The organism is Pseudomonas kielensis, from assembly GCF_030505375.1.
GTDB lineage: Bacteria > Pseudomonadota > Gammaproteobacteria > Pseudomonadales > Pseudomonadaceae > Aquipseudomonas > Aquipseudomonas kielensis.
In genome coordinates, this window is record NZ_CP130043.1 from 4,989,564 (window position 1) to 5,008,775 (window position 19,212).

The 19,212-nt window shown below is 53.4% G+C and carries 13 protein-coding genes and 2 pseudogenes; 9 read left to right on the plus strand and 6 right to left on the minus strand.

The window, feature by feature from the left end:
* The first annotated feature begins 191 nt into the window (after nt 1-191).
* From Q1W70_RS23250 to Q1W70_RS23280, 7 genes and pseudogenes are all read left to right on the plus strand, one after another.
* Complete coding sequence (locus tag Q1W70_RS23250; protein WP_302098038.1) at nt 192-1,475, plus strand: tyrosine-type recombinase/integrase; 1,284 nt, start codon at nt 192-194, stop codon at nt 1,473-1,475.
* A gap of 31 nt (nt 1,476-1,506) precedes the next feature.
* On the plus strand, nt 1,507-2,721 hold the full coding sequence (locus tag Q1W70_RS23255; protein ID WP_302098039.1) for a hypothetical protein: 1,215 nt from the start codon (nt 1,507-1,509) through the stop codon (nt 2,719-2,721).
* Between the two features lie 581 nt (nt 2,722-3,302).
* On the plus strand, nt 3,303-4,802 hold the full coding sequence (istA, locus tag Q1W70_RS23260; RefSeq protein WP_182344632.1) for an IS21 family transposase: 1,500 nt from the start codon (nt 3,303-3,305) through the stop codon (nt 4,800-4,802).
* Nucleotides 4,795-5,599 (plus strand): annotated as a pseudogene (gene istB, locus Q1W70_RS23265) (IS21-like element helper ATPase IstB). The gene istA and the pseudogene istB overlap by 8 nt, the downstream one beginning before the upstream one ends.
* Nucleotides 5,600-5,758: 159 nt before the next feature.
* A pseudogene (locus Q1W70_RS23270) lies at nt 5,759-6,232 on the plus strand (SDR family oxidoreductase); the annotation flags it as partial.
* A gap of 14 nt (nt 6,233-6,246) precedes the next feature.
* On the plus strand, nt 6,247-6,552 hold the full coding sequence (locus tag Q1W70_RS23275) for a DUF6482 family protein (protein ID WP_302098040.1): 306 nt from the start codon (nt 6,247-6,249) through the stop codon (nt 6,550-6,552).
* 25 nt (nt 6,553-6,577) lie between these two features.
* Nucleotides 6,578-8,116, plus strand: a complete 1,539-nt coding sequence (locus Q1W70_RS23280; protein ID WP_302098041.1) for a cryptochrome/photolyase family protein — start codon at nt 6,578-6,580, stop codon at nt 8,114-8,116.
* Nucleotides 8,117-8,327: 211 nt separating this feature from the next.
* Here the strand turns inward: Q1W70_RS23280 and Q1W70_RS23285 are convergent, their stop codons facing one another.
* From Q1W70_RS23285 to Q1W70_RS23305, 5 genes are all read right to left on the minus strand, one after another.
* Nucleotides 8,328-9,263, minus strand: a complete 936-nt coding sequence (locus tag Q1W70_RS23285) for a diguanylate cyclase (protein WP_302098042.1) — start codon at nt 9,261-9,263, stop codon at nt 8,328-8,330.
* An 11-nt stretch (nt 9,264-9,274) separates the two neighbouring features.
* A complete protein-coding gene (locus Q1W70_RS23290) occupies nt 9,275-13,825 on the minus strand; it encodes a PAS domain-containing hybrid sensor histidine kinase/response regulator (protein ID WP_302098043.1) in 4,551 nt (1,516 codons plus the stop codon).
* A gap of 94 nt (nt 13,826-13,919) precedes the next feature.
* Nucleotides 13,920-15,044: a response regulator gene (locus Q1W70_RS23295; RefSeq protein WP_302098044.1), complete on the minus strand. Its 1,125-nt coding sequence runs from the start codon at nt 15,042-15,044 to the stop codon at nt 13,920-13,922.
* 326 nt (nt 15,045-15,370) lie between these two features.
* Nucleotides 15,371-16,342: a DMT family transporter gene (locus Q1W70_RS23300; protein WP_302098046.1), complete on the minus strand. Its 972-nt coding sequence runs from the start codon at nt 16,340-16,342 to the stop codon at nt 15,371-15,373.
* Entirely contained in the window at nt 16,339-16,911 is a 573-nt protein-coding gene (locus tag Q1W70_RS23305) for a TetR/AcrR family transcriptional regulator (RefSeq protein ID WP_302098048.1), read from the minus strand. The genes Q1W70_RS23300 and Q1W70_RS23305 overlap by 4 nt, the downstream gene beginning before the upstream one ends.
* A 172-nt stretch (nt 16,912-17,083) precedes the next feature.
* Between Q1W70_RS23305 and Q1W70_RS23310 the strand changes: the two genes are divergently transcribed.
* A complete protein-coding gene (locus tag Q1W70_RS23310) occupies nt 17,084-17,425 on the plus strand; it encodes a P-loop NTPase family protein (protein ID WP_302098049.1) in 342 nt (113 codons plus the stop codon).
* A gap of 289 nt (nt 17,426-17,714) precedes the next feature.
* On the opposite strand, the gene Q1W70_RS23315 is transcribed toward Q1W70_RS23310, so the two are convergent.
* A complete protein-coding gene (locus Q1W70_RS23315) occupies nt 17,715-18,506 on the minus strand; it encodes an AraC family transcriptional regulator (RefSeq protein ID WP_302098050.1) in 792 nt (263 codons plus the stop codon).
* 125 nt (nt 18,507-18,631) lie between these two features.
* Here Q1W70_RS23315 and Q1W70_RS23320 point away from each other — a divergent pair, with 125 nt between their 5' ends.
* On the plus strand, nt 18,632-19,096 hold the full coding sequence (locus Q1W70_RS23320; protein ID WP_302098051.1) for a cupin domain-containing protein: 465 nt from the start codon (nt 18,632-18,634) through the stop codon (nt 19,094-19,096).
* The last annotated feature ends 116 nt before the right edge of the window (nt 19,097-19,212 follow it).

Below are 19,212 nucleotides of genomic sequence, written 5' to 3' on the forward strand. Positions count from 1 at the left end.
AAAACTTGCAATGACATGTTTGCCATGTATAACCTACATGCCATCGATCAAATGGTTAGGGCTATGAGATGAACGATTCATCCAAGCAGACGGACACGCTCGCCTCGAACAAACGGAAGGATACGCCTCCTACTTCCGATAACTCCCAGAATCGGAAGTCTGCAATGCAGTCTCCCGTAAAGGATAACAAGATGCCGGCCCCGTATCCGCTGTTTAACACCTATAAAGAATTCGTCAATCACACTAGCGATGAACCCGACCCGTGCCTACCGCTGGTAATGAACTATTTGGCGAATTTTGATGCACATCTCAAACCCTTGGATGGTTTCGAAGCCGTCCGTGGTTTTCTGCGTTCCTACTCCAACGTCGAGGCGACATTCGTTTCATATCGCACCCATGCCGAGCGCCTGCTGCTTTGGGCATTGTTAATCAGAAAGAAGCCCCTGATGGAGCTGCGTCGCGCAGACGCTGAAGCCTTCTTGGAGTTCTGCATGGCTCCACCCATAGGTTGGCTCGGCCCCGTGACACGCAGTAGGTTTCTGATCGTGGCATCCAACAAAGATGCAGAGCTGTGCCCAAATCCACGTTGGCATCCATTCTCGGTGAAAACATCGAAGCACATGAGTAATGCGGCTGATCTTGACCGCCCAGTTACTGGCGTTCCATACCAACCATCACGAGGGAGCATTTCCCAGGTTTTCTCGGTTTGCAGCAGCTTGTACGAATACGGCCTTGATGAGGGCCTGACGTCGACGAATCCCTTCAGAGCCATCAAACAGAAATCGCGCTTCAAAGCGTCGCGCTCAATGGAGCAAACCGGACGCGCCCTCACGCCTCTTCAATGGGACTTCGTACTGACCACCGCTGAAAAAATGGCAGCAACTGCTCCTGAACACCATGAACGCACCCTGTTCATCGCCGCGACGTTGTTCTCGATGTACCTACGCGTTTCAGATCTCTGTGGTCGGGTGAATTGGCAGCCCACAATGGGCTCCTTCAAGACAGATCATGAAGGCAACTGGTGGTTCTACCTCATTGGTAAGGGTGACAAAGCCGCCAAGGTAGCTGTAAGGCCGGAATACATTGATCGTTACCTAAAGCGCTACCGACGCTTCATGGGGCTGCCTGAACTGCCAATACCTAATGAACAGACCCCTCTGATTGCGACCTTGAATGGTCGTCCAGGGTTATCCACTCGAATGGTTCATTCGATCATCCAGAAGCTGTTCGACCAGGCAATTAATGAAATGGTGAACGAAGATCGCCAACTTGGCGAGATTGAGGCTCTGCGACTGGCCTCCACACACTGGCTTAGGCATACGGCTGCGACACTTGATGCCCCTTGGCGAGACCCTAAGGACTTGCAGATGGATCTACGTCACAACAATTTGTCTACTACTCAGGACATCTACTACAGCAGCTATGAAAACAAGCGCTCCTACTCGCTTAAAAAGCTGGGTTTGAAAAATCGCTAATAATCCTCAATGACAACTGGTAGAAAAAGCCATGGAATCAATGCCCCTCCCTTGCTTTGAACCGCTGGAAGAATTTTCACGGCTAGACCCAGACACCCTTGATGATGAGCTGCCTGTAATTCAGCGTTTTCTAAACATTTGCCCAGCCAGCAGTCTGCCGATAAAAAGCTACATGCTGGTGAAGCAGTATTTGATTAAACATGCCGAACCTACCCGCTATTCGAACTACCGAAGGTATATCGAGCGTCTTTTGCTCTGGAGCATTTTGGAGGCCAAAAAACCCATAACCGATTTGAATGAAGGCGACCTTCAAGCATTTATGAGTTTTTGCACATCTCCCCCGGACGCCTGGGTGGCAGATAAGTCATGTCGGCGATTCACTCTCGGGAACACGAAACAGCTAATAGGAATTAACCCCGCCTGGCGTCCGTTTAGCTATGACCAGACGTCTATTGGGGAAGACGGTACTCGCTTAACGTACATAGCTGGTAGAGGCGCACTCGCTAAACAGTGGTCTGTGATTGCGACTTTTTTTCTGCATCTGCACTACAGTGAACTTATAGCAGTCAATCCTGCGCGAAGGCTACACGCTGCCGGCTTCTACGCTTTAAATCTTCCCATTCACACAGGTGCGAATGTTTTTAATGACGAAGAGTTTGCGGTCTTGATGTTGACGCTCAGTGACATGGCGGATGAAGATATCGAAAATGAACGTACGCTACTCATGATGGCGTCAATTTATTATCTTAGGATGCAGCCATCTGAGATCGACAGCTTAGGGGGCAAACTAACGTTCAGTGCGCTGGGGCTTATGCGCGATGGAACTTACGATTTAGTGGAGGATCATTTCCCGGGCAATCGGGCGTGGAAAATCCACCCCGAGTTTGTAGCTAAGTACGTGAATCGTTATCGTGAAAATCTTGGCCGAAAATCCCTTCCACTGGAACGTGATCACACATTGTTGTTCGGGAAGATTCGTGGGAAGGGTTCGATAAGTTCCGCTCACGCGAGACTGTTATTCAGAACTGTATGTCAGGTTGTCATTGATCGGCTTACCGAAAGCGGATATGAAGTCTCGCCTGAGTCAGGGTTCCGTAAAGCGAGTCTGTTCTGGTTGCGAGAAACAGGTATGCACCATAGCGCAAGGACGATGGGAATGGATGACGTAATCAAACTTGTGCGAAAATCAAATGCCGAAAATGCCTACCGACGTTTCTTTGCGTGGCGTGGTGAGGTTAGCATTTAGCAAGCTGCCCTACTCTTTACAGGGGTTATTTCCAGTAAGCTTTTTTAGCTCAACTAAATGACTATTTAGTTGAGCTAAACATACTATTTAGCCCGTGCGCTGAATCTCTGGATCGCTCACACGAATTCAGTTTAGACGATATCTTGCCTTGGCATTGCTCCGCGTCAGCCACTTCTGGGTTAAGTAGTTTAGTAAAAATTCCCTTATTAGACTTACATGCAGCAAATTTTTATCCGAGATCAGCTGTCCGAAATCTAGCTGCCCGCAAGGCGTCCGTCTTGACCCTGCGAGCATTAACCCTTTTGCCTGCGCGCGCCCTTCCCTGCTCCTGCTTGGGATAGCGCTGAGATTGTCTGGCCTACTGCCGCTGGCCAAAGCGCTTAATCTTCATCGCCAACTGCTCCGTCGAAGCGGCCAGCCAAGGACTGCCGCGCACAAGTTGTTCTTGCGCGCAGTCATTCAGATCTGTTGCCGCTGACCGAAAACTGACCCAGTAAAGGCTGTTCTGCCGACTGAAAACTGACCCAGGTGTTCAACTGCTTCTGCTCAATTTTTGAGCAGGAGAACACAGGGTGATCAGCATGGAAATGATGGGCAAAATTCGGCGCATGTATTTTCGCGACAAGCTGTCGCTGCATCAGATAGCCAAGCGTACCGGGCTGTCGAGAAACACCATCCGAAAATGGGTCAGAGCACCCGAAGCCACTCAACCGGCGTACCTGCGGTGCGCAGCCTCCAACAAACTCAGTCCGTTTCACCAGACGCTGGAGCAAGCGCTCAAGGCCGATTCGTTTCGGGCAAAGCACAATCGCAGGAGCGCCAAAGCGCTCTTCGAGCAGATCAAGGCCGAGGGTTACGACGGCGGCTACAGCCAACTCACCGCCTTCATACGTTCGTGGCGCGGTGAGCAAGGCAAATCCTTACGGGCCTTTGTACCGTTGACGTTCGCACTCGGCGAGGCCTTTCAGTTCGACTGGAGCGAAGAAGGCCTGCTGATCGGCGGCCTGTTTCGACGCATCCAGGTCTCCCACATGAAGCTGTGCGCCAGTCGCGCATTTTGGTTGGTTGCGTATCCCAGCCAAGGCCACGAGATGTTGTTCGATGCCCATACCCGCTCGTTTGGAGCGTTAGGTGGGGTGCCTCGTCGCGGCATCTACGACAACATGAAGACCGCTGTCGACAAGGTCAACAAGGGTAAGGGCCGCACGGTCAATGCTCGATTTGCCGTGATGTGCGCGCACTATTTGTTTGATCCGGATTTCTGCAACGTGGCCTCGGGCTGGGAGAAAGGCATCGTCGAAAAGAACGTCCAGGACAGCCGGCGACGTATTTGGCTCGATGCTCAAGATTGCATGTTCCACACCTTCGAAGAACTAAATGTCTGGCTTGGACAACGCTGTCGTGCGCTCTGGAACGAGTTGCTGCACCCACAGTACAACGGTCTGACGGTGGCGGACGTCCTGGAACTGGAACGGGTGGAAATGATGCCAATGCCCACGGCCTTTGACGGCTATGTCGAACGCACTGTGCGGGTCTCCAGCACCTGTCTGATCAGCGTGACGCGAAATCGCTACTCGGTGCCTTGTGAACGGGTCGGTCAGTGGGTCAGCAGCCGCCTGTATCCCACTCGGGTAGTGGTCATCGCCGATGAAACGATGATTGCCAGTCACGAGCGCCTCTTTGATCGAGACCAGGTCAGTTTTGACTGGCAGCATTACATCCCACTCATCGAACGCAAGCCCGGAGCGCTGCGCAATGGCGCTCCGTTTGCCGATCTGCCGAAGCCGTTGCTGCTTCTCAAGCGCGGTCTGAGACGTCACACCAATGGTGATCGAGTCATGACGCAGGTACTGGCGGCAGTTCCCATCGCCGGGCTCGATGCCGTGTTGGTGGCTGTGGAGTTGGTACTTGAATCAGGCAGCTTGAGCGCTGATCACATCCTGAATGTCCTGGCTCGACTGACATCGACAGCAGCCCCTCCATCTGCCGAAACCAGCCTTCAACTCAAGGTCGCGCCTGTCGCCAATACGGCGCGCTACGACCGGCTCCGTACCACCGACGAGGAGACTCGCAATGCGTGATCTTATGGCGGAACTCAAAGAACTGCGGCTGCATGGCATGGCCAGCGCCTGGGAAGAGTCTGGCGTCCCAAGGAGAAGCTTCGACGGCGTCGTCGAAATGGCTGCTCGAACATCTGCTTCAACAGGAACATGCAGATCGCGCCGTACGCTCTGTGAATCATCAGATGAACATGGCCAAACTCCCCATGCATCGTGATTTGGCAGGCTTCGACTTCAGCGCTTCCAACGCAGACGCCCGCTTGGTCAGGGATCTGTCCAGCCTGGAGTTCACCGATACCGCGCAGAATGTCGTGTTCATCGGCGGGCCTGGAACAGGCAAAACACACCTGGCCACCGCCTTGGCCGTGTCCGGGATCACGACGCATAACAAACGCGTGCGCTTCTACTCCACGGTGGATCTGGTCAATTTGCTGGAGCGCGAAAAATACGAGGCTAAGGCAGGCCGAATCGCTCAAGGACTGCTTCGCACAGACCTGGTGATACTCGATGAGCTGGGGTATTTGTCCTTCAGTCAGAGCGGTGGTGCCCTGTTATTTCACCTGCTGTCCAAGCTATACGAGCACACCAGCGTGATTATCACCACCAACCTCAGCTTCTCGGAATGGTCGAGTGTGTTCGGTGACGCCAAGATGACCACTGCGTTGCTGGATCGGCTGACACACCACTGCCACATTGTCGAAACGGGCAACGAGTCCTACCGCCTGCAACACAGCAGCTTGGTCGACCAGACAAAGATCAAATCACGTGAGCGAAAGCGCAAGGACGATGACGGTACAGAGGACGATGAACCGTTTTGATCAACACCGGGAATACCCTGCCGCATGCCTGTATGCGGTGGGGCTTAGTGCCTATGTCAGCAGGACACTGCTGCTAAGCTTATCCACAGTTGCTGATGCAAAAATCAGCAATCCGCCCTGGGTCAATTTTCAACCGGCAGGGTGGGTCAGTTTTCAATCAGCGCCAACATGCTTCATCGCGAAGGCATCAAGCCTGAAAAAAGTTACACCTCCATTGAAGCGGATGCGCTTCAGGCGATATTCCAAGTCAACACACTCGGGCCTGCACTGGTTTTGCGCCACTTCCTGCCCTTGCTTGACCCTCGTGGTGCGATGGCAGTGCTCTCCGCCAAGGTCGGCAGTATTGGCGATAACCGTCTGGGCGGCTGGTATGCCTATCGCGCCTCCAAGGCAGCGTTGAACATGCTGATTAAAACGGCTGCGATTGAACTAGCACGAGCACGCCCTCAGACCCGCTTGCTGAGTCTTCATCCAGGTACGGTCATTTCGGGCCTGTCCCAGCCCTTCAAAGGCGCTTCTGCCGCCAGGCCCGCAAGCCTCGCTGCCCGCGAATTGTTATCACTGATTGACCGCTTGGCGCCTGCCGACAGCGGCAATTTCTTTGCTTATAACGGAGAACGCCTACCGTGGTAGGCAGGGAGTGAACCTTGAATCTGCAAGCGTTGACTGAACAGGCCGCGAATGGCGAAGTACGAGAGTTGGAGCTGCTGTCTCTGGAAGGCGGTTTTTATCTGGCGCGAGTCGGGCTGGATCAAGGCCAGTTCACACTGCTGGACGACGAAGCAAAGCCTATGCGCCTTCGCTCCATCAATCACCTGCGGGAGTTGTTGCAGTTTGTCCCGCCATTCCCCTGCGTGCTTGTGCAGCAGTGCGTCCATGACGAGATGTGCGGTTCACGTGAAGGGCCAATTGGGTCGTTACGCATTCCGTTCTCGCTGACTACGCCTTGGTGAGTCACCTTCCGTTGGACGCTGTCGAATGAATAAGACTCACCGACTGTGCCTGGTCTTGGGCGACCAGTTGTCTTTTGACCTGGCATCATTGAAGGGGCTGGACAACGAGCGCGATACGGTTTTACTGGTCGAAGTGATGGAGGAAGCCAGTCATGTGCCCCATCACCCGCAAAAAATCGCACTGATCTTCAGTGCGATGCGTCATTTTGCTGAGGCGTTGCAGCAGCGTGGCATCCGCGTGCAATACGTCACGCTCGATGATCCGCAAAATAGCGGCTCGGTGCCGGGCGAGTTGCGGCGCTGGCAGTCGCTGCTACAGCCGGATGAGTTGCACCTGACAGAATGCGGTGACTGGCGCCTGAAGCAGTCGCTCAAAGATTGCGGCTTGGCGATCCAGTGGCATACCGATAGCCGTTTTCTCTGCACCCGACTCGAGTTTGCGTCCTGGGCCGAAGGCAAAAAGCAGCTGCGCATGGAGTTCTTCTACCGCGAGATGCGACGCAAGAGTGGCTTGTTGCTCAACGGCGATGGCAGCCCGGTCGGCGGCGCCTGGAACTTTGATGCCGAAAATCGCAAGGCACTGCCTAAAGGCGTTAGAGCCCCCTCCCGCCTCCGTTTTTCGGCCGATGCAATCACCCAGGACGTGCTGGCGCTGGTCGCAAAAAACTTTTCCAGCCACTACGGCGCCCTCGACACCTTTGACTACCCGGTGACTCACGCCGATGCCCAAGCGCTGTGGGACTACTTCCTCGACTGGGGGTTGGCAGCCTTCGGCGACTACCAGGATGCGATGGCCAGTGATGAACCTTTCCTGTTCCATGCGCGGATCAGCGCTGCGCTGAATATTGGCCTCCTGGATCTGCGTCAATTGTGCAGCGACGTCGAGGCGGCGTATTGGTCGCACAGAATTCCATTAAACGCCGCCGAAGGCTTTATCCGTCAACTCATTGGCTGGCGTGAATATGTACGCGGCGTGTACTGGCTGAAAATGCCCGACTACGCCGGCGGCAATCTGTTTGGCAACAGCAGGCCGCTTCCAGCGTTCTATTGGACAGGCGACACCAGGATGAACTGTATGGGCCAGGCGATCGGCCAAAGTTTGAAACATGCCTATGCTCACCATATCCAACGGTTGATGGTGACCGGCAACTTTGCGTTGCTGGCGGGCATCGCACCGAGCCAGATTTGCGACTGGTACCTGGCGATCTACATGGACGCATTCGACTGGGTCGAGCTACCCAATACATTGGGCATGGTCATGCATGCCGATGGTGGTTACTTCGGCTCCAAGCCTTACTGCGCCAGTGGCCAATATATAAAGCGCATGTCCGACTACTGCCGTAATTGCGCGTACAAAGTCAGTGAAAGCACGACGGACGACGCCTGCCCATTCAATTCGCTTTACTGGCATTTTCTAATGCGTCACGGCGACCTTTTACGCAGCAATCATCGCATGGGCATGGCCTACAAAAACCTCGATCGTATGACTGAATCGAAGCAGCAAGCGCTATGGGATCGTGGCCAGAAACTGCTCGTCAAACTGGATGTTGGGGAGTCGCTTTGAAGAATGGTGAACTCCCGGTCAAAACCCGTGCGGTCTGCGGATTGCCCTTCGCCTGGTGAAAGAAATGGCTGCACTGCTGGGCTCAGGTGCGTTTGGTAAATACCTATTGAGAACTCATAGCCTTCCACTGTAAAAGCACGTCTTTACTCGTTACAGGCTCAACCGTCGGCACTCAAATTAAGCTTCAACTCGCGTCTAACTGGAGAAACTCTTAACTGGACGACATTGCAGATGAACATACTCGCGCCCTGCCCGCGCTCTTCGCTTCGTAGAGTTGCTTGTCCGCAGCTTCTATCAAAGCCTGGAAATCAAGATCTCTAGTGGGAGTCAATGTTGCGACGCCTAGAGAAATAGTCACCACACTATCTACATCAGAAGCAGAATGTTCGATGCCCAATGTCCGAACACGCTCTTGCATTCTTTCTGCAATCTCGACCGCACCAGAAAGAACTGTATTGGGCAGAACGCAGGCGAACTCTTCGCCCCCATACCGAGCGACCAGGTCGTAGGGCCGTCTAACCGTTTCAGATAACGTTTGGGCAACGGATTTCAAGCAGTCGTCTCCAGCCTGGTGTCCGTACCGGTCGTTGTAGCGTTTGAAATAGTCGACATCCACCAAAATGAGCGACAGCGGCTTTTGCTCTCGAAAGCACAGACGCCAATCAGCCAATATGTCCTCATTAAATTTGCGTCGATTGGCCACTCCAGTAAGACCATCCATCAATGCCATGGAACGCAGCAGATCGCTCTGTAGTTTCAGGGTTAGATGTGTTCGTACCCGTGCTCTGACAATGATGGTGTTGATGGGTTTGGTGATGAAGTCCACCGCACCAAGTTCCAGACCTAGCACCTCATCTGACTCCTGCTGCTGTGCGGTGATGAAGATGATAGGGATGCCTTGGGTCACAGGATCAACCTTGAGTCGACGGCATACTTCATGCCCGTCCATGCCCTCCATGACCACGTCCAGCAGAATCAAATCGGGCAGTTGGGCCTGGCATACGCTGATTGCCTGCTCACCGCTGGTGGCCATGAATACATCACAGTCCTCACGAAATAGCTCATGAAGTACCCTGATATTAGTCGGTTGGTCGTCAACAATAAGGAGTTTGGGACGGTTAAAGGAATGCGGTAACCAGGTTTCCATCGATTGTTCCATCAGGCGTATCTCAACAGGTCACGACCAATCGGCATCGCAGCGGAAAAGTCTAGCGATTGCACCCTGACAACAAGTTCGTCGAACTGTGGGCGCAAGGATTGCGGCATTTTTGACGCCAATACGTCTGCCAGTTCTATGGCTTGAAGGTTACCCGTTTCCAGCAATAGCAAAATCTCCTCTAGGGACTCTCTCCATTGCGCCGGCTCCATGGGATCTTCGTCAGCACTGTTTTTTGCACGCGGGCTCTGATCAAAATCGGCAGTCATTTGCTCAAGGCTTTGTTGCAGTAACCTACTCAACCCGTCAAACCATACCGGGTCGGCCAAAAGACTTGCTACACACTCAGAATCGGCAGATTTCAGTTTGTGCTCGAGGTCGCCTGCCAGCAGCGACAATGCCTTGGCGCCCATAGTACCGCTGCTACCTTTAATGGTATGGAGTACAAACGCGGCCCCCGATGCATCTTGCCGCTGTATCTGATCGCGCAACTGGACAAGCTGTTTTTCCATCTCAGGGCCAAAGGTACGCAGCACGTTACGGATCAAATCGAGGTCACCACCAAAGCGGTCAATAGTTGATGCACGAGACTCTATAACGCCTTCTCCGGTATTGACTTGCCCCAAGGTTAAAGATGCCCGGCTATCCTCACGGCCCGTTTGAATGAGCAGCGTTACGATGAGTTGCTCTAGGTCTATAGGTTTGCCGACATGTTCATTCATCCCAGCAGCAAGACAGGCTGCACGGTCGGTATTGGAGGCATTTGCGGTCATCGCCACAATCGGCAAAGCTGCAAAGCGCGGATTCGATCGAATACGACGAGTCGCCTCCAAGCCATCAATGTCCGGCATCTGGATATCCATTAACACAACATCGAAGGGCACACCCTCATTCATCACCTTGCCCACACCTTCCAGCCCGCCTTCGGCCAGCGTTACCTGAGCACCTTCCCTAGTCAGTAACTCATCGGCGACCTGGCGATTGAGCATGTTGTCTTCCACCACCAGTAGCCGTAACCCGGACAGACGCGCTGGTCTCTCAACCGTTGAGCGGGGAATGGGGGAATGCAGCAGGTCTTGGCCCTTGAGTGCTCGCTGAACAGCATCGGTTAGCTGCTTTGGAGTGACTGGTTTGGTGAGAAAACCTACGAAGGGAGCGTCTCCCGCCTGGTGCGCGTCGGCCAATATTTCGCGGCCGTAAGCAGTGATCATAATGATCATCGGAGGTGGCACACCGTTACCCTGCAGATGGATCAATTGCGCAGCGCTCAGCCCATCCATATCGGACATCCGCCAGTCCATCAGCACCACGTCGTAGGCTTCACCTAGCGCCTGGGCTTTCTTCACCCATTCCACCGCTTGCGTTCCACCACTCACGCGGTCAGCCTTCCACCCCAATGCATGAACGGTTCGCAACAGCAATTCACCCGCCGTGGCGTTGTCGTCAACGACCAGAATCCGTAAGGACACATCGACTACAGTACATACGGATTTCAGCAGTGACGTCGGCGCTACATCCAGAGTTACATCGAACCAGAAACGACTCCCGACACCTTGCTGGCTCTCCACTTGAAGTTCGCCACCCATCATGGTGACCAACCGCTTGCAGATCACCAGGCCCAGACCTGTGCCACCAAAGCGGCGGGAAGTTGAAGCCTCGGCTTGAGTGAAGCCTTCAAAAATGCGCTGAAGCTGTTCCTGGCTGATACCGATGCCGGTATCAGAAACGGCGATGCGCAAACTCACAGCATTTTCCGTGCGCATCAGTTGTTCAACGCTAACCACGACCTGGCCTTCCTGGGTGAACTTGAGGGCATTACCCGCCAGGTTGATCAGTACCTGTTGCAGTCGCAGGCTATCGCCGATCAGGTTGTTGGGTAAATTGGAGTCAAGGTCGAACATGACCTCAACCTCCTTCTCACCCTGGTTACCTGCCAGCACTACGGCGAGGTCACGCATGAGCGGTTCGAACTCGAACGGGTGCACATCGAGTTGCAACTTGCCTGCCTCGATCTTGGAGTAATCGAGGATGTCATTGAGCAAGCCCAGCAGTGATTTCGCAGCGTTCTGCGCTTTGCTCACATAGTCGAGTTGGCGACCATTCAGGTCAGTGTTCTGCACCAGCTGCAACATACCCAACACGGCGTTCATCGGTGTGCGTATTTCATGACTCATGTTAGCCAGGAAAGCAGACTTGGCCGCACTCCCGGCATCGGCCTGCTCCTTGGCGTAAAGCAGATGCGATTCTAGCTCGCTTTGGACAGTGATGTCCCGATTGATCCCGGTCACACACAATGCCGCACCGTTCGGGCTGCGTTCAATCTGCGCGCCGGCCTGTATAAAGCGGATCTGACCGTCCGGGCGAACGACACGAAAAATTGTGTCATACACATCAGTCCCCTCGACGGCGGCATTCAGCTTTGCAGCCGCTGCCACGACATCCTCAGGGTGAACACGTGAGTACCAGTGCATATAGCTCAGACCGGTATTGCGCAACGTCAGTGGCTGCCCGTAGAACTCGAACATACGGTCATTCCACTGCAAGCTATTGTCCGCCAACGTCCAAGACCAGACGCCCAATTCGGCTACTTCAGCAGCCATCAGCAATTGATCGTGCACCGCCATTAGTTCGCTACGTTGTTCCAGTGTCGTCTTCAGGCTCGCAGCCAGTTCTTTTTCTGCAGCTTTACGTTCGGTGATGTCTACCGCAATACCCAGGTAACCGTTCAATGCCCCATAGGCATCGCGCATGGAGGTGACCACTAGCGTGACAGGAAACCGCGAGCCGTCCTTGCGTGTGTAAGTCCACTCTCGGGTTTCCGCGCCTTCAAGCTCAGGTTTATGGATAAACACACGGAAACCGTCGATAGTCTGAGCGTACTCCTCGCTCAGCTCAACGCCACGTGCAGCGACTTCCTCTGGGACATGGAAGAGCGCTGGGGTGTCTTTGCCTAGTAACTCATCGGCGTCATAACCCAACAAATTCTCGGCGCCTTTGTTGAACACACGGATAACGCCATTGAGATCCGTCGCAATGATCGAAACCTCAGTGGCCGAGCGCAGCACCGTGTCCAACAACAGATTGAGATGCAGTAACTCGAATGTCCGTTGCGCAACCTGCGCTTCGAGGTTGGAGTTGAGTTCAAGAATTCGGGCCTCTGCCACTTTTTTCGCCGAGATATCCCTCAATGTATTGGACGCACCGATAACGCGACCACCCTCGCCATAAATGGGTGAGATGCTGACGGAGACATCGATCAGTCGCCTGTATTTGTGATGGCGTTGCGTATCAAAACTGCCGATACGCTCACCCGCCCTGATCTGCGCAAGGATAAGAGCTTCCTCTGTTACAAGTTCTGCCGGAACAATCAAATTGGCGAGTGTCTGTCCCACCGCTTCATCGGCGGTGTAACCAAAAAGACGTTCGGCTCCTTTGTTCCAGTTTGTGATGATGCCATCGAGTGTTGTTCCGATAATGCCATCTGCCGAACTTTCAACGATGGAAGCCAGCCTTGCCTGCTCGGCAATTATCTCTCGACGACGATGGCGGCTGACACTCACGACACTCACCAAGGTCGCAAGAAGAAGCGTGAGAAAACCACCGAAAAACAGGACAACTTTTGGCGAGACCTGATGCAGGCCCTGGATGAACAGCGAATTTGCGTCGAGTTCGATTTGCCAACGCCTCCCGTATACCTCGCGCTCCATCTGATGGGTCATCAATGTTTCACGGCGAGCCGAATCGCCGGTGCTTTCATAAAACAGCTTTTCTTGCCCTGGGACGGTGATATCCCTTAATCGCACATGCATCGTGTCGTTTTCTATGCGCAGGCCTCTGAGCACCTCCTCTGTCCGCAAAACGACATAGCTCCAGCCAAAAGCTGCGGCCTCGCGTTCAGCGGCGGTCACAGGAGTCACTCCGCCGCGAAAGATGGGCATCAATACCAGGAAAGACTGCTGCGGTTTTCCTATGGGCTGTATTAGCGTGATGGGCCCAGTGATCCGTGCCGAACCGCTTTGTATCGAGGATTGTGCAGCCTCTCGCCGCGACATCTCTGACGCTATGTCCAAGCCAATGGCGGCCTGGTTATCTTCAGCCGGTTCGACATATTGAATAACGTAGCGCTCGCCTGAATGCGCTGAGAATTTATGAATGGAGAAATCCGCTGCGCCGTCAGCTTGAGCGTGCTTGAGAAACTCGTTTTCATCGCGCTCTGGTACACGCCTGATAAAACCAAAGGCACTAGCGCCGGGAAACTCGAAAGCGAGATCACGGGTTCTGTGATATCGGCGAAACACTTCACGGCTAATGTCATATTCGCCTGCTGTGAGCACCGCTCCACGAGCGCCTCGCAAACCGTATTGGTAAAGATTGAGACGCATTAAAACCAACTCTGCGGCGTCTTCAGTCGCCTTTTTAATCGCTGCTTGAGCCTGCTGCTCGTTGATGCGGTCAAGGATCCAGCCACCCAGAAAGCTTGCCCCTAACCCCATGGCCAGAGTGACGGCTACTCCCCAGTTCCATGCTAAAAACTTATGCTTTCTCAACCGCATTGTCCCATCGCAGAAGGCCTTCAGCCTTCAAGATTAAATTTTAAACCCTGTCGGGGGGGCCACAAGATGCCCATCCTGTAAGTCACGAATACGCTCAGGTCAGACCGGCTAATCGTTGAAGTCTGTCTATGTCCGCTTCGGGTTCGCAGTTGCTCATGGCGGCAGCAAGGCGCATCACCACTTGTTCGCGGCGAACTTGCATGTTGGGCAACGCATAGATTGCGCCTATCAACTCGCGTAGAACCATAGGCAACCCCCAGCGAGCTTTCAAGCGAATCGCAAAAGGCTCTGAAAAATCACGGACAGCGTGGGTGAGTGTTTCTTCGGTCACGCTATTGCCCTGATTCTCCCATTTCTGAGTTTGGTACAGCACGCAGAGTTCGCCCATGCGGTGCAACAGAGCGGCACTTTGCAGCGGAGCGGGATCAAGACCACATTGTTGACCCAGAAGAACAACCCTTTCAGCTAAACGCTCGGCATCATCCAAATGAGCCTGGATGAAAGTTATCAGCATGCCGTCAGGTTGAGTATTGGTCTGTCGCAGGGCCTGGCTAATCGCCAGATTCACGCTGGTAAGCCCTCCCAGCCGCGCCAGGGCACCGTTCAAATTCGTGCATGGCTGGCCGAGCCCGAGATACGCGGCTCCGTTGGCGGCGGCTATCAAGTGGGCGCATAGCGCCGGGTCATACTGCCAATCATTGGCGAGTTCTCGTAAATCCATTGACGCGCCGCCATAGCCGAGCTGGAGCTTTTCTTTTACAGAGGCCAGTAAAGGCAAGTCCAACTCACACGCAGACAAACCACTGAGATGGCTCATCAGGTCTTCAGTGTTGACAGTAATTGCTTGGGAGGGCTCATCAAGCGGAAGGAGCTCGTCCAAGCGTTGTACGACACGCGAAACTTGGAATGGCTTGGTAAAAAAGGCACTGATCCTCAGCGATTTTACCGCCAGAACACTGTCTCGATCAGCGCGCCCAGTGATCATGATCAGCGGCGTGCTTTGATCTTTTTGGCGAATTTTCTGCAACAGTTTGACGCCAGGAGCATCCGGTAAATTCCAGTCGGCCATCACCAACTGATAGGTACTCGGCTTCCAAGCGTCTAAAGCGCTAGCGACATCGATAAAGCAATCGACCTGAGCCACCGGACGGATGCTCAACACGAGCTGTTTTAAAAGATCGGATATCCAAGGGTCGTCATCCAGGATCATCACGCGCATTCGGTAGTCCTCAATGGATTTACTCAACCTCGCAACGTGTTAGTGGCTGACGATAAGCCAACAACAATTTGGACGTGGACGTCGTTGAGATCAAAGGGTGAGGTTGTACCGAGTGATTTTGAGTAAGTCACGGCAATTTCCCTTTGGCATGTAGCTTGATAGGATCCTTGAAGAATCGAATTTATTCCTGACCCGCGAACTATACAAGCAAGCAAACAGCTCATAAGTAATTAGGCTGACGGGGGTTAGTGCATGAACGCCGCCATAGTGGAATTGCTGAGTGATCAGTCCTGCTGCTCGCTGGCCTACTCCCCTCCAATAATGCGCTACCCGGTCTGGCTGCTCCCACCACGCGTCGCAAGGCGCGTTTGCCTGCGATAAAAGGCGTGAATAGCCCACACCACCCCTATGAATAGCAATCCTGTCCCAACCGCTTCCATAGGAGAGGGCCAGCGTTGGTTGATGAGCAGGCCCATCGTAGTCGCATAAATGGTTCCGCTGGCGATCAATTGCCCGCTTAGAGCTAGAGGTAGACGCCGAGTTGCAATTGACCATGCCCAGGCACCCGCAAGGGTAGCCCCTAACCCCTGAATTAACCCACATACCATTAGCGCCTGAGTACCTGCTAACCCGCTCGGATGGCTGGCGAAGTGGGACAGCTTCAAGTACAGCCCAACTGGGATAAAGGCCAGCATTTCGACGCTGCACATGAAGATAAGCATGGCTGACCACAACATGGGGGACATGCTTGGGCGTTGGGCCAAAGCGCTTTCATTTAACAGGCCAAAACCAGTCCAAAATCCAATTGCCATTAACGATGCGAGCAGCCCCAGCAGTATCGAATCGTTCGGGAGCACCACCGTTGCGCTGCTAAAATCGAAAACGCTCAGGTTTACCAAACTTATACCCAATGCCGCGACCAACAGAGGCCCTGCAATGGCCCGCCAGGGCACGCTGGAGCTTCGCATGTTGCCGGCAATCGCGAGCACAATCGGTACTGACCCCATCATTACCGGAGGGATCACCGGCCCAGCTGCCAAGACCGCAGTGGTGATCAGGAAGAAGTAGCCGATGTATCCCAAGAAGCCCAGCAGTGCGGCACAGGCCCAGTCGCTCAGTCGCAATTGCCTAACTTCGCTGCGGTAAACAAACAGCACAAACAGGCTACCTAAACCGGCAAAGGCATAGCTCACCACAGCCAGATCAAAAAGGCTGTAATCGCCGACCAACCCCGGAAAGATGTAGAGCAGCGACCAGGAAAAAGTGGCGGCAATGGCCGCTAATAGGCCTAGGGTCATACGCTCTGCTCCTGTTGGGCCTGCTTCCGGATCCAGCAATGAGCTACGTGTCGGGCAGTGTCGAATACCCGCACGTCCTGGCCCATGGCACCGCTGACAAAACTGCCCTCCAGTAAGATAAAAAGCCCCTCAGCAACTACGTCAGGGTCACTTATACCGGCGCTCAGGGCCAAGGCAGTAAGATTGTCGCGTATCCCTTGCTTATGCCTGCTCACTGCTAAATGGACAGGGTGGCTAAACTGGGGGAATTCGGCCGCACTGTTGACGAACAGGCACCCGCGCTCACTGTCTTGCAAAAGAAAGCGTTGATACAAATCGAAAAAAGCGAGCATGCCGCTGACCGGGTCAGGATGCCCTGCCAAGGTGCGCTCTACCTCTTCACGCCAGCGTCGGTCTCGCTCCTCAAGGCAAGCCACTATCAGCGCATCCTTGGAGGGGAAATGGCTGTAGAGCGTCATCTTGGTCACACCCGCCATCGCGGCGATGGTCATCACACCAGTAATGTATATACCTTGTGACAGAAACAGCTTCAGTGCTGAATCAATCAAGCGCTCACGGGTATTGTCCAATTGAAGGCACTCCGGCGTGGTGACGGAGTTGACTATACTGACCGGTAAGACTTGGGAGCATCCAAATACGACCGGAATCATGGAAGTTACGACACTGACCGCAGCATGCTGACTAAGCAGTAAGGCCATTCAGAAATTTTGTTACGCTAGCTAAGAGAGAGACCACAGCCGCGTGGTTAGCGGCACCACGATCTTAGCGGATGCATTAGCAAAGGAGCTGAGCATCATTCACCTGGAAGCAGATGATTTTTTGTGGTTACCAAGTGATCCGCTATATCAAAATCTGGCAGACAACACCCAGCGAGGAGAGCGCTTGCTAAAAGAAACGCGCTTTCATGGCCGCGCCGTGGTTGCCTGCTCAGTAATGGGCTGGTGTCAACCGCTTGAGAATGGATTTGATCTTTTGGTGTTCCTTTATCTTCCTGTTGAACTCAGGCTAGAGATTAAAACGTCGAGAGGTAAAACGCTTCGGTCAAGCAAGACCGGAGTTTCTGGCCTGGGCAGCCCAGTATGATGAGGGAGGCATCCCAGGACGGAGCTTGGCCAGGCATAAGGAAGGCTTTCTGTGCTTACTTGTGCTGCCTTAAAGCTTGATGGGGACATGTCCGTTACAGATCGGGTACGGCAAATAATGGATATAGTCGGCGAACTGAACCACACGCAGTCGATTATATGATGGTGTGTTGGCTATAAGCTTGCAGCCCGTTTTAGCTATTAATGCCCATTCGTGAACGTTAGCGCCCCGCTAAGCGCAACGAATCTCGATGAAGACAAGTCCCAGCTTGCAGAAAGCGATCTTCAGCCTATTTCCTTTTGCGTCCAAAATCGGGCAATGAAACATATTTTGCCGGCGTGGTGCCGAGCGCCAGCTTGAACATCCTGATAAAGCTCGTTACGGCCTCATACCCAAGGTCTCCTGCTACCTGTTGGACGCTCTTCCCCTCAGCCAGCAGTTTCAGCGCAACCATCAGATGAAGCTGTCGACGCCATTTACCAAACGACATCCCGGTGTCCTTGAACAGCTGACGTGAAAATGTACGCTCGCTCATCCCGCCAAAACTTGCCCATTGCTCTAGCGTTTTTCTGTTATCAGGAGCGTTGATCAATGCTTCAGCTATCCGCCGCAACCTCAAATCAGCTGGCATTGGGAAATGTGTACTCACCCTTGGCATAGCGCTCAACTCTTCAAGCAGCAATTGGGTGATGAGTTCTTTACTGCGAGTACTGCGGTCGCTGCGACCTTCGCATAGCTCAATAATCATTTCGCGCAGCATGGCACTGACACTGAACGTACAGCACTCGTCTGGAAGAGTGGATGCTGAGGGGGTGATGAAAAGGAAATAGCCGCGAGCGTTGGCAGAGGCATGACTTTGGTGGGGAACGCCAGCAGGAATCCAGAGAGCGCAATAAGGCGGCACTATCCAATGGTTATCGGCCACCTCGCACGCGACAACCCCCTGCATAGACAAGGCCAGTTGTCCCTGCTCATGAAGATGAGTCCTTGATCCCGAGAGTTCCTCACTCAAAGCCGTAAAGCTAATCGCTGTTACGATTTTTCCTGACGCGCCGGAAGGTAGAAGTAGATTCTTTGGCATTTTGACGCTTTTTGCAGATAAGTTGACTTAATACACGAATCCTACCACGACTGGTACCGATAAAATCCTCCATAAGCTAGAGATAGCTAACCCGTCGACCCGCCCAAAAACTACTGGAGGAAAGTATGAGTAGTAATCCGATCAGAGCACGCATGATCAGTCCTGATGAAGGCCATCATGTTTTACACCCTACAGGCGCTCTCATGAACATCAAGGTGTTTGCTAACGAAACAGGAGGACTGTATTCGCTTATGGAGACCGTACTCCCGCCTGGAGGTGTCGTACCGCGCCATATCCACACGGGTGAGGATGAAAACAACTTTATCCTTGAAGGACAGCTAACCATGCAGATTGGCGAGGATTTTCACTTAGCTGGGCCAGGCAGCTACGTCGTTGCTCCGCGCGGTGTACAGCAGTATTTTAAGAACGACGGTGATAGCAATTGTCGATTTCTCACCAGCTTTACTCCTGGAGGAGCAGAAGGTTTTTTCAGGGAAGCCGGTGAATTGATACGTCGTCTCGCTCCCGAAAAGCCCAGTCGGGAAGAACTGCTCCAGCTCCAGCAACGATACGGTCTGAGCTATCTATAAAAGTGAGATACCTTATGGCTGTGCCATCGGTCGGAGCAAACTCCTGAGTTCGCTCATCTCATTAAAACGGTATTGACGCGATCTTGGCAGAGCCGTGGATTGCTGTCCCCATATCT